This is a genomic window from Arenibacter arenosicollis (assembly GCF_014397245.1).
GTDB lineage: Bacteria > Bacteroidota > Bacteroidia > Flavobacteriales > Flavobacteriaceae > Arenibacter > Arenibacter arenosicollis.
In genome coordinates, this window is the sequence record NZ_JACLHY010000002.1 from 1 (window position 1) to 23,081 (window position 23,081).

Annotated in this window: 16 protein-coding genes and 2 tRNA genes; 10 read left to right on the forward strand and 8 right to left on the reverse strand. The window is 39.2% G+C overall.

Going from position 1 to position 23,081, the window contains the following annotated elements; translation table 11 throughout:
- Nucleotides 1-688: 688 nt before the first annotated feature.
- Entirely contained in the window at nt 689-1,537 is an 849-nt protein-coding gene (locus H4O18_RS03150) for an AraC family transcriptional regulator (RefSeq protein ID WP_187581666.1), read from the forward strand.
- A gap of 147 nt (nt 1,538-1,684) precedes the next feature.
- Here H4O18_RS03150 and H4O18_RS03155 read toward each other — a convergent pair whose 3' ends face one another.
- The 5 genes from H4O18_RS03155 to proS form a co-directional block, all read right to left on the reverse strand.
- Entirely contained in the window at nt 1,685-3,133 is a 1,449-nt protein-coding gene (locus H4O18_RS03155) for a purple acid phosphatase family protein (protein ID WP_246473950.1), read from the reverse strand.
- A 248-nt stretch (nt 3,134-3,381) separates the two neighbouring features.
- Nucleotides 3,382-3,633 carry a 30S ribosomal protein S20 gene (rpsT, locus tag H4O18_RS03160; protein WP_187581667.1) on the reverse strand — a complete coding sequence of 84 codons (252 nt, stop codon included), beginning with the start codon at nt 3,631-3,633 and terminating at the stop codon, nt 3,382-3,384.
- Between the two features lie 49 nt (nt 3,634-3,682).
- Nucleotides 3,683-3,754: transfer RNA gene (locus tag H4O18_RS03165), tRNA-Glu, on the reverse strand.
- A gap of 72 nt (nt 3,755-3,826) precedes the next feature.
- Nucleotides 3,827-3,898: transfer RNA gene (locus tag H4O18_RS03170), tRNA-Glu, on the reverse strand.
- 80 nt (nt 3,899-3,978) lie between these two features.
- Nucleotides 3,979-5,454, reverse strand: a complete 1,476-nt coding sequence (gene proS / locus H4O18_RS03175) for a proline--tRNA ligase (protein ID WP_187581668.1) — start codon at nt 5,452-5,454, stop codon at nt 3,979-3,981.
- Nucleotides 5,455-5,553: 99 nt separating this feature from the next.
- Here proS and H4O18_RS03180 point away from each other — a divergent pair, with 99 nt between their 5' ends.
- Entirely contained in the window at nt 5,554-6,810 is a 1,257-nt protein-coding gene (locus H4O18_RS03180) for a hypothetical protein (protein ID WP_187581669.1), read from the forward strand.
- Between the two features lie 45 nt (nt 6,811-6,855).
- Complete coding sequence (locus tag H4O18_RS03185) at nt 6,856-8,364, forward strand: OmpP1/FadL family transporter (protein ID WP_187581670.1); 1,509 nt, start codon at nt 6,856-6,858, stop codon at nt 8,362-8,364.
- A gap of 68 nt (nt 8,365-8,432) precedes the next feature.
- On the opposite strand, the gene H4O18_RS03190 is transcribed toward H4O18_RS03185, so the two are convergent.
- Both H4O18_RS03190 and H4O18_RS03195 read right to left on the reverse strand, forming a co-directional pair.
- Nucleotides 8,433-9,863: a T9SS type B sorting domain-containing protein gene (locus H4O18_RS03190; RefSeq protein WP_187581671.1), complete on the reverse strand. Its 1,431-nt coding sequence runs from the start codon at nt 9,861-9,863 to the stop codon at nt 8,433-8,435.
- 230 nt (nt 9,864-10,093) lie between these two features.
- Nucleotides 10,094-11,899, reverse strand: coding sequence for a T9SS type B sorting domain-containing protein (locus tag H4O18_RS03195; protein WP_187581672.1), 1,806 nt, complete (start codon nt 11,897-11,899; stop codon nt 10,094-10,096).
- Between the two features lie 137 nt (nt 11,900-12,036).
- On the opposite strand from H4O18_RS03195, the gene folE reads away from it, so the two are divergent.
- From folE to H4O18_RS03230, 7 genes are all read left to right on the forward strand, one after another.
- Nucleotides 12,037-12,717, forward strand: coding sequence for a GTP cyclohydrolase I FolE (folE, locus tag H4O18_RS03200; protein WP_187581673.1), 681 nt, complete (start codon nt 12,037-12,039; stop codon nt 12,715-12,717).
- A gap of 15 nt (nt 12,718-12,732) precedes the next feature.
- Nucleotides 12,733-14,214 (forward strand): cysteine--tRNA ligase, encoded by a 1,482-nt coding sequence (cysS, locus tag H4O18_RS03205; RefSeq protein ID WP_187581674.1) that lies wholly within the window; start codon nt 12,733-12,735, stop codon nt 14,212-14,214.
- A 169-nt stretch (nt 14,215-14,383) separates the two neighbouring features.
- Nucleotides 14,384-14,605, forward strand: coding sequence for a membrane protein insertion efficiency factor YidD (gene yidD / locus H4O18_RS03210; RefSeq protein ID WP_187581675.1), 222 nt, complete (start codon nt 14,384-14,386; stop codon nt 14,603-14,605).
- Nucleotides 14,606-14,837: 232 nt separating this feature from the next.
- Complete coding sequence (gene lgt / locus H4O18_RS03215; RefSeq protein WP_187581676.1) at nt 14,838-15,806, forward strand: prolipoprotein diacylglyceryl transferase; 969 nt, start codon at nt 14,838-14,840, stop codon at nt 15,804-15,806.
- A 46-nt stretch (nt 15,807-15,852) separates the two neighbouring features.
- Nucleotides 15,853-16,341, forward strand: a complete 489-nt coding sequence (locus H4O18_RS03220) for a DUF192 domain-containing protein (protein ID WP_187581677.1) — start codon at nt 15,853-15,855, stop codon at nt 16,339-16,341.
- A 90-nt stretch (nt 16,342-16,431) separates the two neighbouring features.
- Entirely contained in the window at nt 16,432-18,615 is a 2,184-nt protein-coding gene (locus H4O18_RS03225) for a DUF5916 domain-containing protein (RefSeq protein WP_187581678.1), read from the forward strand.
- A 68-nt stretch (nt 18,616-18,683) separates the two neighbouring features.
- On the forward strand, nt 18,684-19,931 hold the full coding sequence (locus H4O18_RS03230; protein WP_187581679.1) for an ATP-binding cassette domain-containing protein: 1,248 nt from the start codon (nt 18,684-18,686) through the stop codon (nt 19,929-19,931).
- Between the two features lie 50 nt (nt 19,932-19,981).
- On the opposite strand, the gene secDF is transcribed toward H4O18_RS03230, so the two are convergent.
- Nucleotides 19,982-22,948, reverse strand: coding sequence for a protein translocase subunit SecDF (secDF, locus tag H4O18_RS03235; protein WP_187581680.1), 2,967 nt, complete (start codon nt 22,946-22,948; stop codon nt 19,982-19,984).
- Nucleotides 22,949-23,081: the final 133 nt, after the last annotated feature.

Here is a 23,081-nt window from a genome sequence, read left to right on the forward strand (position 1 = left end):
ATACTCTAATATTCCTTCTGGTAATATTAAACTTAACAAGGATAACTCAGTGCCTTTATTCATCAATGTAATTTAAAGCACAAAGAAAATTATTTTTCTCTTTAGACCCAACTTTTGAGATTGATCCCTCAGAATTTTGGAATAAAAAAAGATCCGCCAGCAATAGCTGCGCGGTTTCTTATTTGCAAAACGGAGCTCAATGGAAACCGAAGGTAATCCAGTCGAGGTCACCACAAGCAAGAAACCACGTTTTTTTAGACGTGGTTCTTTTTTTTTGGAAAAATTGAGCTTGCTCAGAATTTTGGAATAAAAAAAGATCCGCCAGCAATAGCTGCGCGGTTTCTTATTTGCAAAACGGAGCTCAATGGAAAACCGAAGGTAATCCAGTCGAGGTCACCACAAGCAAGAAACCACGTTTTTTTTTAGACGTGGTTTCTTATTTACAAGACGGAGCTCTAAGCATCTGCAGGAACAAATACCATCGAGACCAATTCACTGTTCCCATGAATCTCTATTGACATACCCAATAACAATTGTTGAATTTATAATATTTGATGGGGATTATTTTTTTACAGCTCTTTATATTTTTAGATATTAAATTTATTCCCGAATAACATAGTATTATACTATATTACCCCCAATACCAATACATGTAAAAATTTATATCAATATTTGCAAAAAACAAGTCTTGAAAGTACTGCCCTTTAAAATACCCAAACCAAAAAACGAAGCGCTCATCTACCAAGAAGATCGGGAAAGGATATTTTATGGCCAATTACATCAACATCAAGAAATACAAATAAGCCTTATCGTTAAAGGGGCGGGATCTTTTGTAGTAGCCGACACCATAAACGAATATAAAGAGAACGATATTTTAGTAATCGGAGGATACGTTCCCCATGTCTTTAAAAGTGATTCAAACAAAAGTGATGAATCCATCATGTATTCCTTATTTTTTAACAAAAGTTCTTTTGGAAAACATTTTTTCGAATTGACGGATATGGCCGAAGCCAAGGATTTTTTTAAAGCTTCAGAAAACGGCATGAAGGTACTTTCCAATAAAAAGAAAATCACTAAACAATTTAAGAAACTAAACAATCAAAATAAGATAGATAGGATAGCTACGCTTTTAAAAATAATTAGTTTAATAAGTGCCGCCGAAACCACTCCACTTTCTTCCTTCGTTTACAAAAAGAAATATACTGACGATGAAGGAAAACGGATGAACGATGTTTTTAAATTTGCTATGGAAATGTTTCATGAACCTATTACATTGGAAGAAATTGCAGATAAGGCCCATATGAACAAAAATTCGTTTTGTAGATATTTCAAGAAGCGGACCAACAAAACCTTTTTTCAGTTTTTAATTGAAATTCGTATCGAAAATGCCTGTAAACTAATTTACAACGACCCGGACCTTTCCATTTCCCATATTTCAGAACAATGCGGATTTGGAACCATAGCCAACTTCAATAGAAAATTTAAAGAAATAAAAGGGATAACCCCAACAGAATATCGCTCCCAAAGATTTAATTAGATTTTATTTGCCTGAAGAAAAGTCAATAGAGTTTTTTATTTTATCCAATTTATCCAAAGTCATAATACACTGGATTCTAACCCCAAGAAATGCTGACGCGATAACAATAGAGTTGCTTTAAGACCAATATTACCCTAGTAACCGAAATTACTTCTTATCCTCTTCCACAAAGTCCTTTTTTAATCGAATAGCGCTTGGGGGCACCCTATTGATCAGCTGTTTTTTTCCGTCTATCTTAATAAGATCGAAGGCATCATACAAGTTACCTATAGGCGTATAAGCCTCATATTTAATGGTATCTTTGGTAACGGTAATTATTTGAAACAATTGGGTGTATTCCCCCCTTCGCACCATCCAATCCTGGTCCTGGGATTCGTACATTTTAGGGCCACTTACTGAAACTGCATAAACAGTACCTGCATCATCCAACACTGTTAACCCTTTACCTTCATTATCAGCATAACCTCTGGCATAGGTATGGTCATGCCCCTGCAAAACCAAATCCACTTTATATTTATCGATCAAGGGTTTTATACCTTCTCTCAGCTCCCAATTGTCTCGCCCTTCTTTGGTAGAATAAACAGGATAATGCGTAAAAATCGTTATCCATTTCTTAGTGTTTGATTGCAATACGGAATCTAGCCATTTTATCTGTGCCGAACGGGCTTCCAAACTTTCATCATAACCTTCACTATCGATAGAAATCAATTTCATGTCTTGATAATCAATTGCAAAACACGTTTCTTTTAATTCCTCAATTGGTCCATTTTCGGGCAAAGTGAATTGTGGTTTCCACAAAGAGGTTAATACACCATCCCTATATTCATGATTACCCGGCGTCATAACACTAGGCACCGTGGCATGAATAAAGCTACCCGCATAAAACCATTCGCCCCATTCCAGATTGGCATCCCTGTCATTTATTAGATCACCAGCGTGCAACATAAAATTCACTTCTGGAAATTTTCGGTAAGAATTTCGTATTACCCTGGACCAGAGCGATTTCACATTATTTTGGGCATCCCCAAAATAAATAAAACTAAAAGGATCTCCCGAAGTGTCACTGGCTGTGGTATATTGAAACCATTCACTCCAACCATCGTTGCCTTCCTTTCCGTTGCCTACCCTATAGACATAGGTAGTTTTTGGCTGTAGATTATTCACTACCGCTGAATGATATACCGCTTTTACAATGGGCTCCTTTCTGTTCTGATTTTGAAAAATTTCACTTTTCGCCTCCACTCGTCTTACATCTTTCAACAAAAACTCTGGTCCATCGGTCGCCACGGCAATTTCAACAAATCCAGCTTCCACCTTTTGATCCGTTCTCCAATTCACGGCCATGCTATGAGCTGGATCCGTAGTTAAATTGGCGATTACCCTGTCCGGTACCCTGGAAGGAAACATTAATTTATGGGCCGTTATGGAATCATGTTCCGGATAGTGGCTATGTGTATGGGAATGAAAGTGCCCAGTTTCATGGGAGTGACTATATGGTACTTTTTCCTGTTGCGACTTACAGCCTAAGAGAATCATGAATAAAATAAACCCTAATTTTTGTGTAAAGCCTAGTTTTCCTATTACTTTCTGTTTCAATTCGATTGGATTAAAAAAAATTAAATCCGAATATAATATGATTTCATTGAATTACCTACGGTTTTCAGAAGCATATCTCTAAGCTTACGGTATCTTGATAATTTCATTAAATATCTTAACCCAAATTGATATCCCCCATAATTTATCCTATATAAAACACTTTTGTAATACGAGAAATATGGGGGATATCAAAAAACAAAAAAACGCCCATTCTTACGAAGGGCGTTCCATATTATAAATTATAAAACTTATAGTGCAGCTACTTGCTTAGTCAACTTGCCTTTTAAGTTTGCAGCTTTATTGGAATGGATAATATTGCGCTTAGCCAATCTATCGATCATACTTACCACACTTGGCAACAAAGTTTCGGCAGCTTTCTTATCTTCCTCTGTACGCAATCTTCTGATCGCGTTACGGGTTGTTTTATGCTGATACCTGTTACGTAACCTCACTGCTTCGTTCCTTCTAATTCTCTTTAATGCTGACTTATGATTTGCCATTTTCTATTTAATTAATTTTTTAGTGGGATAAACCCCGAAATCTACTGTGTAGTCCGTAGGGGAATCGAACCCCTGTTACCAGGATGAAAACCTGGCGTCCTAACCCCTAGACGAACGGACCATTTTTTGGCTTTACGTATTGACACAATTTTAAGGTCGAAATCAACACACCAAAATTTCAAAATAACCTTAGTAGTCCGTAGGGGAATCGAACCCCTGTTACCAGGATGAAAACCTGGCGTCCTAACCCCTAGACGAACGGACCATTAAATCGCATAATTGCGGATGCAAAAATACAAATATTTTTTACTATCGCAAGACCTAAATAAAATTTTTTAAAATCTTTTAATACGCCTTGGCAAAAAGCACTCTATTTGAGGATGGTTTTCCTGTTACCATACAGACACCTGCCTCCTTTTTAACATCAATAGGAATGCAGCGAATAGTAGCTTTTGTTTGCTCTTTGATCAATTCTTCCGTTTCCGGAGTTCCATCCCAATGAGCCGACAAGAATCCACCTTTATTTTCCAACACTTCCTTAAATTCCTCATAAGAATTCACCTCGGTAATGTGAGTTCTTCTATGTTCCAAGGCCTTATTATGAATATTTGTCTGAATATCCTCCATCAAAAATTCAATTTTAGCCACTACCTCATCGGCCTTTACGGTTTCTTTTTCAAAAGTATCCCTTCTTGCCACCTCAAAAGTGCCATTATCCATATCCCGTTGCCCAATGGCCAACCGAACTGGCACTCCTTTCAGTTCGTACTCATTAAACTTAAATCCAGGTTTATGGGTATCCCTATTGTCATATTTCACTGAGATTCCTTTAGACCTCAATTCCTTTACCAAAGGAGCCACTCTTTCTGAAATGGCATCCAATTGATCTTCTCCTTTATATATAGGAACAATTACCACTTGTATTGGAGCTAGTTTTGGAGGCAAAACCAGTCCGTTATCATCACTATGGGTCATGATCAATGCCCCCATCAATCTTGTGGAAACTCCCCATGAGGTTGCCCATACATATTCCTGCACCCCTTCTTTAGTCGCAAACTTTACATCAAAAGCTTTTGCAAAATTTTGGCCCAAGAAATGGGAAGTACCTGCCTGTAACGCCTTACCATCCTGCATTAAAGCTTCAATACAATAGGTCTCCAAAGCTCCGGCAAAACGTTCACTGGCCGTTTTGGTTCCTTTTATAACGGGCACTGCCATGTAATCCTCCACAAATTCCGCATATATGTTCATCATTTGTTCTGCTTCGGCTATAGCTTCCTTTTCCGTGGCATGAGCGGTATGCCCCTCTTGCCACAAAAATTCTGCCGTTCGCAAGAAAAGACGTGTACGCATTTCCCAACGCACCACATTGGCCCATTGATTGATTAAAAGAGGTAGATCGCGATATGATTGGATCCATCTTCTATAGGTATCCCATATAATGGTTTCCGATGTTGGCCTTACAATAAGCTCTTCCTCCAACTTGGCATCAGGGTCTACAATAATTCCACTCCCATCCTCGGCATTCTTTAATCTATAGTGGGTAACTACGGCACACTCCTTTGCAAAACCTTCCACATGACTTGCCTCTTTGCTCAAATAGGACTTGGGTATAAACAATGGAAAATAGGCATTCTCATGACCCGTTTCCTTGAACATTATATCCAGTTGGGCCTGCATCTTTTCCCAAATGGCATAACCATAGGGTTTAATGACCATACAACCCCTAACTCCCGAATTTTCAGCCAAATCCGCTTTTACAACAAGTTCATTATACCATTTGGAATAATCCTCTGCTCTTTTCGTTAAATTTTTACCCATACTAGTAAGTTTGGCACAAAACTTGCGACCTTATATTTAAATGAAATAGTTCGGCAAAACTAACTATTTTTACAATGTTCAACAATTAAATTTACAGCGATGATACATTCTCTACCCCACCGAAGAATACATATAGCAGCTACTGTTGTACTCCTTAGTATAGTATTGGCATCTTGCGGATCTTACCAACAAGCCTCATATTACGATAATGATGGCATTTATACCAACAGAACAGAGCAGGTTCGTGTTAACAATCAGCCAAGAACGCAGCAAGTTACCCCTAAACAAAATACCTATGGAGATTATTTTGGCCAAAAAGCCGATGAGTACGGGGAAATTTTGGACAGCGAGGTATTCACCGATGTTGATGGATATTATAGCGATGTTCAAAACGACAGCCTTAACAATAACCAGGACTTGGGCTACAATGGTAACTATAATGATTATAACGGATATGGTTCTTGGGGAGACAACGCAACAACTGTAAATATAAACATTCATGACAACTGGGGCTGGGGCGGTTCACCATATGGATGGGGATACAGTGGTTTTTACGGAGGCTACTATGGTGGCTATTACGGATACCACAACCCTTGGAGATGGAACGGTTATGGATATGGATGGAATAACTGGGGCTGGGGCGGATACGGTTATTCATATGGTTGGGGTGGATTTTATAGCCCATATTACTACTCTCCTTATTATTATAACCCTTATCGCCACTATCCTTATTACTATTCACGAAATAGATATGGCAATAATTACTACAACAGAAGTTATGCTTATAATGCCAGCAGAAGGGGCGTATACAACTCCAATTCCAATTTAAGAAGCACTGCCCTAAGAGGTAGATCTAATATAAGCTCAGCAAACCGAACTAGTTCGGACAGATATAGAAGCACAACTTCGAGGAGCAATATCAACAGAAATGGCTCCACCTCCAGGAGCAATGTAGGGGTAGATGCCTTGGAAAGAAATAGATCTTATCGTACCAGTAGAAGTACTAGGACAGTTCCTAATTACAATAGTAGCGCTAGAAGTAATCAGACCTATAAAAGCGGTACGCCTAACAGGAGCACCTATAAAGGTACCGCCCCAAGGACTTCTACTTATAGAAGTTCCGGGAGCACACCTTCAAGATCGTCCAGCGGAACCTACAGAAGTTCTAGCCCAACACGTTCATCAAGTGGAACTTACAGAAGTAATTCTAGTAGTACTCCATCAAGATCGTCCAGTGGTAACGTAAGAAGCTCCAGCAGCTCCAGAAGTTCCAGCGGTAGCGTAAGAAGTTCTAGCAGTTCTTCTTCAAGATCGTCGTCATCTTCAAGCAGTAGAAGTAGCGGTAGACGAAACTAGACAATATGGCCCTAATTTCAATAAAAACTTTCTAAAATAAATAAAATGAAAAGGAACTACACTTTCATTCTACTATTGGTATGTGCCTTCGCCAGTGCCCAGAACATTAATGATGTTTTAAGGTTGAGCGGGGAGAGTTCTTACGGAACCGCTCGTTTCCAAGGATTAAATGGTGCCTTTGGCGCATTGGGTGGGGATTTATCATCCTTAAATATAAATCCGGCAGGTTCTGCTGTTTTCAATAACAGCCTGCTATCCTTAACAGGTTCAAATTACAACGTTAAAAATGATGCCGCTTATTTCAATAGCGGCTCCAGCACCTCATTAAATTCTGTAGACCTTAACCAAATAGGCGGGGTTTTCGTTTTTAAAAGTACCAATAGCAGTACACCTTGGAGAAAAGTTGCCCTGGCATTTAATTATGACCTAATTAAAAGTTTTGACGATGACCTCTTTGTTACTGGCAATAGCAATCAGGGTATCGACAATTACTTTTTGGATTTAGCCAATGGTGTGCCATTTGGACCACTTTTAATCCAGGATGATGAGTTTATTGAGGAAGCCTATCTGGACATAGGTTCTAATTTAGGGTTTGTGGACCAACAGGCGTTTTTAGGGTACTACGGTGGAATTATAGACCCTGTAGATTTCTCGGACGACAACAATACCGATTACATCTCCAACGCCAAATACAGTAATGTTAACCAGAATTACTCACAGAGCAGTTCTGGATATAACAGCAAGTTTACGGCCAACCTGGCCTCGCAGTATGGAGACAATTTGTATTTGGGAGCCTCCATGAACATACACAGTGTATTTCTGGACAAACTCACTCAATTGACAGAAAGAGGTTTCGATGCCGATTCGGAAATTCAAACTATAACCTTCGACAACTTTTTAAGAACTCAAGGAAGCGGTTTCTCCTTTAGCGTAGGAGCCATTGGGAAATTAAATGAGACTTTCAGGATTGGTGGTAGTTATCAATCCCCTACCTGGTACCGATTATCGGATGAAACCTCACAAAGAATAAATTCAGATCTGGCAGATAGTGATATTTCATTTATCAATTTTAATATCATTAACGTTTTTGAGGATTACACTATAAAAATACCTGCTAAACTAACTGGTAGTTTAGCCATTATTTTTGCTCAGGATGGATTAATAAGTTTCGACTATGGATATCAAGATATGTCCAAGGCCGAATTAAGACCTGGTTCAGACGCAAGTTTTGCCTCGGAAAATAACTTTATATCAGATAAATTAAGTACTGTATCCACTTTTAGATTAGGTGGGGAGTACCGCATTCAAGCGCTTAGCTTAAGGGCAGGATACAGATTTGAACAAAGTCCGTATGCCAATGGAGGAACCATAGGCGATTTAAATGGTTATTCCGGAGGAATTGGTTATAATTTCGGAGGAAGTAGGTTAGACCTATCCTACAACTACGCCACGCAAGATATAAACAAACAACTTTATGATGTTGGGCTTCCTACGCCGGCAAGCATTACCAACAAGAATTCGGTAGTAAGTTTAGGATACACCCTTAATTTCTAACAAATACAATATTTACAAACAAAAAAAGACGGGTAAGTCCCGTCTTTTTTTGTTTTATAATTATCTGTTTATCGCTTCAATGTAAAGTGGGTCCTAATAGATCGTGCCACTATAATACCATCTTCGTCACGGGAATAGTCCATCCTAAACCAATAGTCCGATGACGGCATAGGCCTCCCATTAAAGGTACCGTCCCACCCAATAGTAGTTTCATCTATCTGTTTCAACAGTTTTCCATATCGATCAAATATAAAAACTACGGGGTCGATCAAAGTCGAAATACCATATACGTTCCAACGGTCGTGAATACCATCGGCATTGGGCGTAAAGAACTTAGGGTAACCCACCACCAAGAATTCTATGGGTTCCGTAGTACCACAGCCATTTTTATCGTTTATGATTACCGTATTTATACCCGGCGGAACATTGTTAAAAACAGAATCATCCTGAAACTCACCTCCGTTTAATGCGTATTCGTAACTTCCATCAGGGTTGGCCACCACTATTTCTACAATATTATTATCAGAAAGGTCGTCTCTGACAATCACCTCCTGCAAGACAGGTGTTCCGAAAAATGTGATTGAAATGCCCCCGTCATCAATTACCGTAGGGGGAGTTCCTGATGCCGTTGTAATCTCCACAAAATATCGACCTGAATTGGGGCTAGTTACCGTATACTCAAACTCTGTAGGCCCCGAAGCCAGATTTGGATTATCTATAACACCATCATCCTCGTAATCAACCAACCATGTAATGTTGGCAATATCAGGACCAGCTGGAGAATTACGTGCAGACAAAACAATAGGATCATCATCCTCACAAGCCACAATATCCAATCCCAAAAATTCATCCCTTAGAGTACAATCCAAAGCATTATTTTGGTCCGCATCTACAGAACTACCTGTAAAGGTTAACTCAAAAGACTCGGGTTCATCATCAAAATTAGTATTCCAGTTATTTATAAGGATATAATAGATTTCTCCCGCCTTTACATCCAACCACTCATCATAAGTATTTTGGCTTTGTTTTAAAAAAGGAGCTCCAACATCACCATTCTCTGGATTAATACCGATCCCTGTAAAGCGTGTATTATTAGCTTCATAATTACAACGTATGGGCTCTATATTACCAGCACCTATTCCAAGGCAATCCACGTCAGGCCCATATACTGCAAAATCCCATTCCGCAGTAATCGTAGTGCCTGTCACCGGTAAAGCTTCAATATCAAACCCTATCTGACCGTCTGTTCCGGCCCTAAAAACATACCATGAGGTGTTATTCTCTATATTAGCCGAGATATTACTCCCTTTTTCCAGGCATCCCGTTTGGCGAACCACGTCCGGGTCAAAATCATCAATACCTCCACCATCTGCCGTACCCAAAATAGGGAGTATGTCGGCACAAACCGGAATCGCAGTCCTACAATCAGGTGAATTTTGGGCACCTATATTGCTGAAAAACAGAAATATTAGACAAATAGAACAGGCAAGTGTTCGCATAGGTATTGGGGCTAAATATACTTAAGTCAAGTATAATAACTCTTATGAAAAAGATTTAGTATAAATAGGGTATAATTTATCACAAAATAGGAGCCATCCCTAATTCAACTTAAAAGCCAGAAACATTCTCAGGTACCTAATCTAAAGATGCTGTGTTTTACCTGCCCAGGCCGATTCAATTTTAACCGCGACTAAAAAGCAATTTGGCCGAGGCCTTTAACCCATTCCCACTACCGTTTTAAAGAAAAATGATTATTCACATATTTTGCAATTGTGCGTTGCCCATTCTGATCCAGATAGCTCAATTTAAACCAATAATCGCCGGAAGGCAAAGCCACACCATTATAGGTTCCGTCCCAACCCATACTATTTTGGGACAGTTGTTTAAGTAACTTTCCATATCGGTCATATACAAAGAGCATAGCCTCTTCCAAACTGGAAATACCTACAACATTCCATACGTCGTTGGCTCCATCCCCATTCGGAGTGAAAAATTTAGGAAACCCCACTACAACAATGCTTTCGGTGGCAGTCCCGCAACCATTCAAATCGTTTAAAGTTATTTTATGCGCACCGGGAAGTACGTCATAAAATGTATTTTCAGACTGATACGTCCCGTCATCCAAGCGATATTCAAAATCACCTTCCCTATCGGGTATAATCGTAATGGTATTGCTCTCCTGTAAATCGTCAACAATAACCTCCTTAATATGCGGTGTCTTGGAGGCAAAGACGGTAATTACAAAAGTATTGTCGCAGATAGAAACACCTAGTTTATCGCTTATTGTCAAGGAATATTCCCCACCCTGAACAACTGTAATACTGGAAGTTATTTCGCCCGTACTCCATTGGTAATCGTAGTTTACATCCGGGGACGTCTCTCCTATAACAGCACTAAGTTCCCCTTCACACAGAAACACCTCCATAGGAAATTCTGGTGCCAAAGGTTCATGCACTGTTAATGTAAAGTCTTGGGAGGCATCATAACATCTAGGATTCTGCACAGAGGTGGCCCTAATGTAAATCTGTTGTTCACCTATTATCAATTTGTATTCCAAAGGCAGTGCATTTAACCCTGCATCTGCATTAGCGGCAGTAGCGTGATATGATATAATCACCTCTTCTTCGGATTGCCCGCCCAAGGCTATTTGGTCCTTCTGACTTAAATTAAAGTATTCGGCATCCAGGCAGGTGTTCTCATCACTTACCGGAGATGTTGTAGGTGCTACAGAAAAACCAACCTGAACATCGCTAATTATATTATTCTGGGATTGGGTAATAACTTCCACCCTGTAAAAGGCAGCATCCAAGACCGTAAGAGTAGCAGAAACCTCTCCCGAAATTAAGGCATAACCATTTCCAACATCCTTGTACCACGTATAACTCACCACATCAGCTGTAGTAGCATCCAAAACAATGGTTTCGTTATCACAAGCCGCAATTGGGGGTCCCAAAAGGTTACTTACTATTGAGCAGTCCAATGCATCATAAGGGTTGGTGACAAAAATTTGACCTGTGAATTGAATAGAAAATCCTGAATTGATATTACTAAAGTTATTGACCAATAAATAATAATCCTCACCCGGCAAAACCTCCAACCATTCCTCATATTGCACATTGTTGACATCTCCTTTGGGGTCCTCCCCTACACCAATAAAGCTATTGGCCTCCCTATTATCAAAGAAATTACATCTAACTGGGTCGCCAAGGGAATTGCAATCCCTGGCTTTATAAAGCGCAAAGTCCCAATCTTCACTGGAATCAAAGCCAATATTAAACCCCAATTGCCCCGAAGCACCTGTCCTAAATCTATACCAAGCAGCGTTTGATTCAATTGCCCCTGAAAGTGTTTTTTCCAAACAACCGGATTTGGCGGCTCCTTTAAAGTCGTCGGCCCCAAAACCATTAGTACCTCCATTAACTGGAGTATTATTACAGATTGGCACAGCATTTGAACAATCCGAAGCCACTTGGGCCGTGGCCAAAGCGGTACCTAGATACCAAATAACACCAAAAATGACAACCAACCTGTTCATGAATACCTACAATATTTGGGAATTTCAAAAGTAACCCCCTAATCCTCTTAACACTAATTTATGTTGTGTAACAAGGCAAACATGGTATAAAGTGTCATATAATGTATATCTTTGCTGCCTTAAAAAGCAATATTTTAATGAAAATCGATAACGCATTGGAAAAGCATTTTGAAGAGCTAGGAGACGATCACGTTTCCGCCGCTGAAGACACACCTTTACGTAAGGATGCATTTGTGCTAAGTGATGAAGAAAAAATAGCTCGTATAAGGGGCAGCGTAAACGAAATAATGCTGACTTTGGGCCTCGACCTTGAAGACGACAGCCTAAAAGGAACTCCGAATAGGGTAGCCAAAATGTTCGTTCAAGAAATTTTTGGGGGACTAAATCCAAAACGTCGGCCAAAATCATCCACCTTCGATAATAAATACAAGTATGGTGAAATGTTGGTTGAAAAAAACATTACACTTTACTCTACCTGTGAACACCATTTGCTACCTATAGTTGGCAAAGCCCACGTAGCCTACATTTCCAAAGGCACCGTGGTAGGCTTGTCCAAAATGAACAGGATCGTAGATTTTTACGCCAAAAGACCTCAGGTACAGGAGCGACTTAATATTCAGATTGTGCGGGAACTTCAAAAGGTTTTGGGTACGGAAGATGTTGCCTGTGTTATAGACGCCAAACATTTATGTGTAAATTCCCGAGGCATACGCGATATTGAAAGCAGTACGGTAACAGCCGAATACGGTGGAAAATTTAAAGACGAGGCCGTTAGACGAGAATTTCTGGACTATATAAACATTGATACTAAATTTTAATCGTCCCGCCTAAAAATGCCTTTGTACCAAACTCAAAAATTAAAAGTTTACAATTCCCTTTCAGGAAAAAAGGAAGATTTTGAACCGTTAAACGAGGGACATGTAGGCATGTACGTCTGCGGACCTACCGTTTACAGTAATGTTCACTTGGGCAACTGCCGAACCTTCATGTCTTTCGACATGATTTTCAGGTATTTAAAGCATTTGGGTTACAAGGTACGCTACGTCCGGAATATTACAGACGCGGGGCATTTGGAAAATGATGCAGAGGACGGTGAGGATAAAATAGCCAAAAAAGCGCGATTGGAACAATTGGAACCCATGGAAGTGGTACAACAATACACCTTGGATTTCCATAACATTCTGCAAAAATTCAATTTTTTACCACCCAGTATTGAACCTACTGCTACGGGACATATTATCGAGCAAATTGAAATCATAAAAAATATTCTAGAAAAGGGATATGCTTATGAAATTAATGGTTCTGTATATTTCGATGTTGAAAAATTCAATAAAACCAATGAGTATGGCAAACTAAGCGGGCGGAAATTGGAAGATATGATCGCCAATACCCGTGAATTGGCTGCACAAGACGAAAAAAAGAGTCCACAGGATTTTGCTTTATGGAAAAAGGCGGAAGTTCAGCATATCATGCGCTGGCCTTCACCCTGGGGAGATGGTTTTCCCGGCTGGCATTTGGAGTGCACGGCGATGAGCACCAAATACCTGGGAGAAACTTTTGACATACATGGTGGCGGTATGGATCTTAAATTTCCACACCATGAATGTGAAATTGCCCAAGCTGAGGCTTGTAACGGGCATGCTCCGGTAAAATACTGGTTACACGCAAACATGCTGACCTTGAATGGCAAAAAAATGGCCAAATCTACCGGCAACAACATCTTGCCCAATGAGATGTTTTCCGGAGAAAATAACATACTCAGCAAACCATACACACCATCTGCAGTACGCTTTTTCATGATGCAGGCACACTATACCAGTATTTTGGACCTAAGCGATGAGGCACTTTTGGCATCAGAGAAAGGGTATCAAAAACTAATGGATGCAATTGGCAATTTGGAAAAACTACCTACGGCTTCATCATCCAGCTTTAACCTGGAGGAATGGAAACAGAAGGGGTACGATGCCATGAACGATGATTTTAACACCCCGATGCTAACGGCCAATTTATTTGAAGCCGTAAAACATATCAACTTAATAAAAGAAGGCAAGGAAACCATAACCGAAAAAGACAAAGAGCTTTTAAAAGAAACCATGCACAATTTTGTTTTTGACATATTAGGGTTGGAAGATCAAAATAATGCAGTACAGAATTCGGATAAATTAGGCAATGTGGTTGGACTTTTAATTCAGTTGCGGAATGAAGCGCGTGCTAATAAGGATTTTTCTACATCGGACAAAATAAGGGACCAGTTGGCAGAGATGGGCATTCAATTAAATGACGGTAAGGACGGCACCACTTTCAGCCTCTCTTAAATAGGGTAGTATCCTGAAAAAATAGCATTTTTGAAATAATCATAAATTAAATTAATATTTCACTTACAGATTGAAATAATTAATTTTTTTATGTAAAAACGAAGTGATTCATCTATGCGGATATTTTTTATTAAGTTCATCTTCAGATTAATTCAAAATTTTTAAATAGATGAAAAAAATATTAATTGCCCCCTTTATATTTTTGGTGAAATTTTATCAGAATTTCATCTCCCCTCTTACTCCTGCCTCTTGTCGCTATTCGCCCACCTGTTCGCAATATACCTTGGAAGCACTGCAAAAACATGGTTTGTTCAAAGGAGGATGGCTGTCCCTAAAAAGAATTTTTAGTTGTCACCCTTGGGGAGGTAGTGGTTACGACCCAGTTCCCTAATTCCCCTTTTCACCGGTTTCTAGTTTATGGTTTCATATTTTATTGTTCCTTCCCCCTGACCTTTGACTCTTGACTCTTGACTCTAGTTTAGGTTTTTAAAATTAAATCCCTGCGTCAACACTTGCACAATAACACAATTAGACATCACCTGATTTCTATTTAACATATTTAAACATTTCCGTCCACTTTTCTTTCCAGTATTTACTTATCTTAGTCCCTTAAAAAATTGTAGATGTACTTTTTAGGCTTTACTTGGAATCCCGCCGATACACTTTTTAAAATTGGGGTAATACAAATAAAATATTACAATCTTCTTTGGATAATTGCCTTCGCATTGGGCTGGTATATTATGAAGAAGATTTTTTTGAAAGAAAAAAAATCCCTTGAGCAGTTAGACTCCCTTTTTATATATACCGTTTTAGCTACCATGTTGGGTGCACGATTGGGTCATGTAATCTTTTACGACTGGCCCTATTACCAGAACCACTTGTTGGAAATCTTACTGCCTATAAGGGAAAGTGCAGAGAGCACACTTTTCGGATTTATAATGGGTTATGAGTTTACAGGATTTACCGGCCTGGCTAGTCATGGAGCGGCCATCGGAATTATAATAGGCATGTACCTCTATACCAGAAAATATCCCGAGTTTAAGATACTCTGGATTTTGGACCGCATCGTTATACCCGTGTCCATTGGGGCTTTCTGTGTTCGATTAGGGAATTTTTTCAATTCCGAGATCAACGGAAAACCTGTAGAAAAATCTTTCGCCCTAGCCACTAGGTTCGTGCGCGATTCCGATGATATGCCCGCCTATAAGGCATTGTCCATTACCAAAGAAAAAACCGTGAATGCCGCCTATAACCTTATTGAGAAAGACCCGAGATTCTCAGAGTATTTGGAGGCCATACCCTATAGGCATCCAGCCCAATTATACGAAGGGTTATGTTATATTTTCGTCTTTGCTATTTTGTATTTTCTTTATTGGAAAACAGATAAAAAGGATAAGCTTGGATATCTTTTTGGTGTATTCTTGGTTTTATTATGGACTGTACGCTTCTTTGTGGAATACGTGAAAAAGAGTCAAGGAGGTTTTGAGGAGTCTCTTGGATTATTATCTACCGGACAATGGTTGAGCATACCATTTATTCTGGTGGGGTTCTATTATATTCTTAGACCAAAATCAGGAACCTCAAGGCAGTAGACACCGTAGAATTAAAGATGCACAAATAACTCAGAGCCTTTGCAAAATGAGAAATAATAAAATCTATCTAATTTTAGTTGTTATTTTTATTATCCAGCTGTCCTGCAAGGAGGAAAACAAGAAAGTTATAGAAACAGCTCCCGTTACCTTTAAAAAAGAAGGTAAGCTTCGCATTCTAAAAAAGGAGTCGGATTCCCTTGTTATCAATTTGGACATTGAGATAGCGGATACCGACTACGAAAGGGAAACAGGACTAATGTACCGTAGCTCCATGGAACCTAATCAAGGAATGTTATTTGTTTTTGATGATGTATCCATGCATTATTTTTATATGAAAAACACGGAGTTCCCTTTGGACCTAATCTTTGTTGACGATCAAATGAAGATTGCCAGCTTTCAAAAAAATGCACAACCCCTTAACGAAAATAGTTTATCGTCCAAAGTTCCTGTAAAGTACGTTCTGGAAGTAAATGCAGGAATGTCCGATAAGTGGTCCTTGGAACTTGGGGATTCCATATCCTACGAGAAAGATTAGAGGTTGGCTTAAAAAGTAGTTTATGCCTTAAGAATTTGATTCTCATAAAATGCCTAATTTAGTGAGTTCAACCAACAAAAGACCATTCCATTGCCAGCCACCAAAAGAGTATACTTAACTTTCCTAATCTTTGCCTTAGCCCTACCCACTACAGCGCAGAAAAAAAACGAGGCCTTCCGACTAAATATTCGCAAGACCACCGCACCCATTGAAATAGATGGAATTGGAAATGATTTGGCCTGGCAAGACACTGATGTGGCAACAAACTTCTATATGGTATTGCCCATGGATACCGGAATGGCCAATGAACCATCTGAAATTCGCATGGCCTATGACGAAAACAACCTTTATCTTTTAGCTACTTTTTATAACGCCACCAAAGGCCCTTACTATGTAGAATCTTTACGCAGGGATTTTAGTTTTGGAAAAAATGACAACTTTTTGTTGTTTATGGACCCCTTTAACAATCAGACTACTGGCTACTCCTTTGGATCTAACGCTGCAGGAGCCCAATGGGACGGAACTATGTACGGTGGAGGCAGCGTAGATTTAAACTGGGACAGCAAATGGATTTCGGCAGTAACAAGTGATGATGAAAAATGGGTATTTGAAATGGCAATCCCATTCAAATCCATTCGATATGAAGACGGAGTTACGGAATGGGGCATCAATTTTAGCAGGTTGGATTTAAAATCAGGAGAGAAATCGAGCTGGACACCCATCCCGCGACAATTCCCCACAGCCTCCCTAGCCTATACCGGCACCTTGGTCTGGGACTCCCCTCCTCCCTCCCCGAAAACAAATTTTTCCATTATCCCTTATGTCTTGGGCGGAATTAGCGAGGACATGGAAAATAACACCGAGACCCAGTCTGATAAAAAAATTGGCGGTGATGTTAAATTTAGCCTAAGTACTTCCTTGAATTTGGACCTCACTGTTAATCCAGATTTCTCACAGGTAGAAGTAGATCGCCAGGTAACCAATTTAGACCGATTTGAACTTTTTTTCCCCGAAAAAAGACAATTTTTTTTAGAGAACGGAGATCTGTTTGCCAACTTTGGATATGCCACCATACGCCCTTTCTTCTCAAGAAGAATAGGATTGGGGGTACCCATAAGAGCTGGTGCCAGAGTTAGTGGAAACCTCAATAAAAAATGGCGTTTAGGCCTAATGGATATGCAAACGGCAAGCATAGATGAAACTGGGTTACCTAGTCAGAATTTTGGTGTACTCTCACTACAAAGAAAAGTTTTTGCAAGGTCTAGCATTGGTCTCATGTTTGTAAACAAGGAATCTATTAATTACCCACAGGATACGGATTCCCTGAGAACCGTTTTCCCAAAGTTTAATCGGAATGTGGGTTTGGAATATAATTTAGCTTCCGCCAATAACCAATGGACAGGAAAAGCCTTTTTCCTAAAGTCGTTCGCTCCCAACAAAAGCGGAAACGGCATTACCCAAGCGGCCCATTTGGAGTATAAAAGTCGTAAATGGAATTGGCGAATACAGGAGGAATCTGTAGAAGACGACTATACTGCAGAGGTTGGTTTTGTGCCTCGAAATGGGTATGTTAATTTAACCTCTTACGTAGGGCAGTTATTTTTTCCAAAGAAAAGCACCATTTTAAGTCATGGTCCCAAATTTAGTACCAGCTATTTCTTCAATGAAAAATTGGAGCGTACAGACAATATAAACCTTTTTGAGTATCTGCTCGACTTTCGGGACCGTTCCAAATTAAACCTTGGCGTAACGGATGAATATGTGGAACTACTATCCCCTTTTGACCCTACAAGATCAGGCAAAGAATCCTTGGATATTGGCACCCAACATCATTGGAATGCCTATACTATGGATTTTGTTTCTAAACCCCAAAGTATGTTTACCTATTCCCTCGGCGGCCGTTTCGGAGGATATTATTCAGGAGGCAACAGAACCAGTCTTATCAGTGAGGTGGGTTATCGATTTCAACCCTTTGTAAGCTTAAGCACTAATTTAAGTTATAATAACATCAACTTACCAGCGCCGTGGAACAATACAGAATTTTGGCTAATTGGTTCAGAGGTTGATGTTACCTTTACCAACAAACTATTCTTTGCCACTTTGTTTCAATACAATGAACAATCTAAGAACCTCAACCTTAACTCTCGTTTTCAATGGCGCTATAAGCCTGCCTCGGACTTATTTTTAGTGTATAGCAACAACTACCTTATAGCACCATTTGAAGGGAGAAATTGGGCCTTGACTTTAAAATTCACTTATTGGTTCAACAAATAAACTCGGTAAACCAACAAGACTCTAACCATTAATCATTTTCTTTTAAATTTTACAAAAAGACATTAAAAATGAATCGCAAAATACATTGGGCAGTATTTATAAATAACAATTCCCAAAAAGATAAGTTCATAAAAAAATTATTGGAGGGGCCACTTCCAGAAGGATTTGAAGGCCTTAAAGATTTAAAGGGAGCCCTATTTTCCAAAACTTCCTTAAATGAGTATATAGACGAAGAGGAAAGGCATGGCATCAAGATAATTAATCAGAATGCACAGCAAAGCTTAAAGTCCATGTCCAGCGGAGAACAAAAAAAGGCGCTATTGAAATATATCTTTCATTTAAAGCCAGATTTTATTGTTTTGGACAATCCCTTCGACAATTTGGACAAAGACTCCCAAAAGGACTTAAAAGCCTCCCTAAATCTTATTTCCAAGAGCGCATTTATTATCCAACTAATTAGCAGAAAAGCCGATTTACTACCTTTTATAACCCATAGGATGATTTTGGATAAATCCACAATAAAACCTATTTCCAATGGTTTAACCGAAGTTAAAAAGGGCACTACATCACTAAATTCTTCCTTTTCGGGTAGAATACCAAGGCCCATTATACCTACGGATTATGAAGAATCCGTTTTAATAGATTGCCGGGACATAAGCGTGGCCTATGGGGATAAAAATATTCTGAACAATATTAATTGGACCATAAGAAAAGGTGAATTCTGGCAACTTATAGGACAAAATGGAAGTGGAAAATCAACGTTATTATCCATGATTACAGGCGACAACCATAAAGGATACGGACAGGAACTTTACCTTTTTGGCCAACAAAAGGGAACTGGGGAAAGTGTTTGGGATATAAAAAAAAGAATTGGATATTACACCCCTTCCATGACCGACAAGTTTTCGGGTCTGCATTCCGCCCTGAACATGGTCATTTCTGGGATGAACGATTCAGTTGGACTCTATTTATTGGCAACAGAAAACCAAAGAGCACTTGCCAAAGAATGGTTGCTTATTTTGGATATGTGGCACCTAAGGGATGTTTATTTCGCCGACCTATCAACGGGCCAACAACGTATGATCATGACAGCCAGGGCCATGATAAAACATCCACCATTACTAATTTTGGATGAACCAACAGCAGGTCTGGATGATGAAAGCGCCATGCTTTTTATATCTCTTGTAAATAAAATAGCCAGGGAAAGCAAAACCGCCATCGTTTTTGTATCCCATAGGAAAGAACCCGGATTGGAACCCAAATATATCTACGAATTAAAAATGTCCCCCGAAGGTTCCATTGGAAAAATGATATAAAAAAAGGCCGCTGAACAGCGGCCTTTTTTATATTGTGATTGGTAGGTCACTTATTTTTCCTCTTCACCAATTTGTGTTTTTCCTTTCAATGTATCGAACATAACAGGAGTTGCAATGAACAAAGATGAATAGGTACCTACAAGGACACCAATAATCATCGCGAACATAAATCCTCTTAAGGATTCACCTCCAAAAATGAATATCGCCAACAATACCACTAAGGTAGTCATGGAGGTATTCAAGGTTCTACTTAAGGTACTGTTCAAGGCCAAGTTGGTATTCTCCCCTGCTTTCCATCCTTTCTCGGCAATAATTTCCCTAATACGGTCGAATACTACCACCGTATCATTCAATGAATAACCGATTACCGTTAATATTGCGGCGATGAAGGCCTGATCAATCTCCATATTAAAAGGCATTAGTTTACCAAAGATGGAGAACACGCCCAATACGATCAATATATCATGGAATACAGCTGCAACCGCACCTAAGGAGAACTGCCATCTACGGAACCTTAAAAGAATATAAAGGAATACCACCGCCAAAGAACCAATAATGGCCAAGAAGGCATTCTTTTTAATATCATCCGCTATGGTTGGACCCACTTTAACAGATTGAAGGATTCCTATGGATTTTTCACCACTACCGATGGTAAAATTCTCAAAACTGGTACCATCCGGCAAATATTTCTGAAGGGAAGTATAAAGCTTATTTTGTATTTCGTTATCTACTTCTATTCCCTCCACATCCACTTTATAAGGAGTAGTAATTTTTATTTGATTGGCCTCTCCATATGTTTTAACATTGGTACCACTTCCGAAAACAGTATTTAACTCAGAAGCAATCTCGGATGGATTCACCATTTTCTCAAATCTTACCGTGTAAGAACGACCTCCAACAAAATCGACACCTTGTTGTAAACCTTGGGTAAATAATGAAAAGAGACCTATACCCACCAAAACAGAAGAAGCTATATAAGCAATCTTTCTCTTGGATAAGAAATCGATACTGATATTCTTGAACAGGTTCTTGGTCATTGTAGTTGAGAAATCCAATTTTCTTCCTTTTCCGCTAACATACCAATCAACCAAAAGTCTAGTAATAAATATAGCAGTAAACAATGAGGTAACAATACCTATTAATAAAGTAGTGGCAAAACCTTTAATGGGTCCAGAACCAAAAACAAATAATATAAGCGCCGTTAAACCAGTTGTGATGTTGGCATCCAAGATAGAGGAAAGTGCATTTCCAAAACCATCTGCAATAGCCTGACTCTGTCCTTTACCTTTTGCCAATTCCTCCTTGATACGTTCAAAAATAAGTACGTTGGCATCGACCGACATACCTATGGTCAATACAATACCGGCAATTCCCGGTAGGGTTAATACCGCATTTAAGCTAACCAATACTCCAAAAATCAACAAGATATTTAGAAGCAGGGCCATATCTGCAAAAATCCCCGCTTTACCGTAGTAAAAAACCATCCATACCAATACAATAGCCATTGCAATCATAAAGGAAAAGAATCCACTGCTGATGGCTTCCTGTCCTAAGGAAGGTCCTACAATTTCAGATTGAATGATTTCGGCAGAAGCAGGTAATTTACCAGCTCTTAAGACGTTGGCAATATCCTTGGTCTCATTAATGGTAAAAGTTCCTGTAATCTCTGAACGACCACCAGAAATTGGTCCTGAAGAAACTCCAGGAGCAGTATATACCTTATTATCCAAAACAATGGCTATACCAGTCTGATTATTAAAAGCATCACCGGTTAATTTCTCCCATTCCTTTGCCCCTTTGGTATTCATGGTCATTGAAACCGCAGGTTTGTTATATTGATCAAAAGTATCCGAAGCATCGGAAACAACATCTCCACTGATTCTTGGAGTATTGTCCCTGTTTGATTTCAAGGCATATAATTCAACAACTTCCGAACCTTCAGTTGGACGTTCCCATACAAATTTAACGAACTGTATATCTGCCGGAATTAAACGACGGATTTCTTTCATTCTAAGGTATTCCCCTATTTTAGCAGTATCCTGAATAGCTGCACTAACCAATGCATTTCCGTTAGGGTTTGCTGGTATCAACAAACTAAACAAAGGATTAACATCTTGGGAAAAGTCCAATGAATCTTGGGCAACATCGGACAACAAGGAATCCAATTCCGATTCCGGCTTTACTGCCGCTTCGGGTTTCTGTACCTCGACCAAAGTCTTTAATCTTTCATTGGCCGCCTGAATAAAAGAGCTTAAACTAGGATTACTTTGCTTATAAGTTTCCCAAAACTCCAATTGAGCGGTACTGGATAATAGATCCTGCGCACGTCCAATATCCCTTGCACCGGGCAATTCGACCAAAATACGACCAGAATTTCCTTCACGCTGAATATTGGGCTGAGTAACACCAAAACCATCTATACGCTCACGAAGTACTTCAAAAGCAGAAACAATAGACTCATCGATCTTTGTTCTAATGATTGGTTTTACCTGATCATCGGTCATTTGAAAATTAATGACATCACTAAGACCTTTATTTGCAAATATATCAGGTGAAGCCAATTTGGTATCTCCCTTTATCTTATCAAAAGATTCAAAAAACAAATCTATATAGGTTGCATCACTACTTTTAGAAGCGTTATCGGCATCTGCCAAGGCTTTGTTGAAAACCGGGTTCTTTGTATTGTTGGCAAGACCTTTTAAAATGTCCTTGATAGATATTTGAAGGGTAACATTTATACCGCCTTTTAAATCCAGACCTTTATTTAGTTCCTTTTTCTTGGCTTCATCATAAGTGGTAAATCCTAAAATGGAATTACCTCCTATAGAGTCTAAATATTTTGCTTCCAGCGCCTCCCTTTTCTCAAGGTAATCTTCTTCAGATTCTGAAATTTTGTTCGTAGCAAAGACAGTTGCATCCTTTTCTACTTTATTGGTGATAAAAGTGTAGGATAGCTGATAAATACTAACTAGCCCAAACAAAAAAGCGAAAAGCTTTATAAGTCCTTTATTTTGCATTGGTTATATTATTTTAAAATGGTATTCTTAAATAGCGTGCAAATATATTATTTCCCATAGGAACTAACAATATATTTATCAGTTTTATAAAATGAGGGCATCCGCCCCGTTCCGATGTTACTCGGAAACAAAT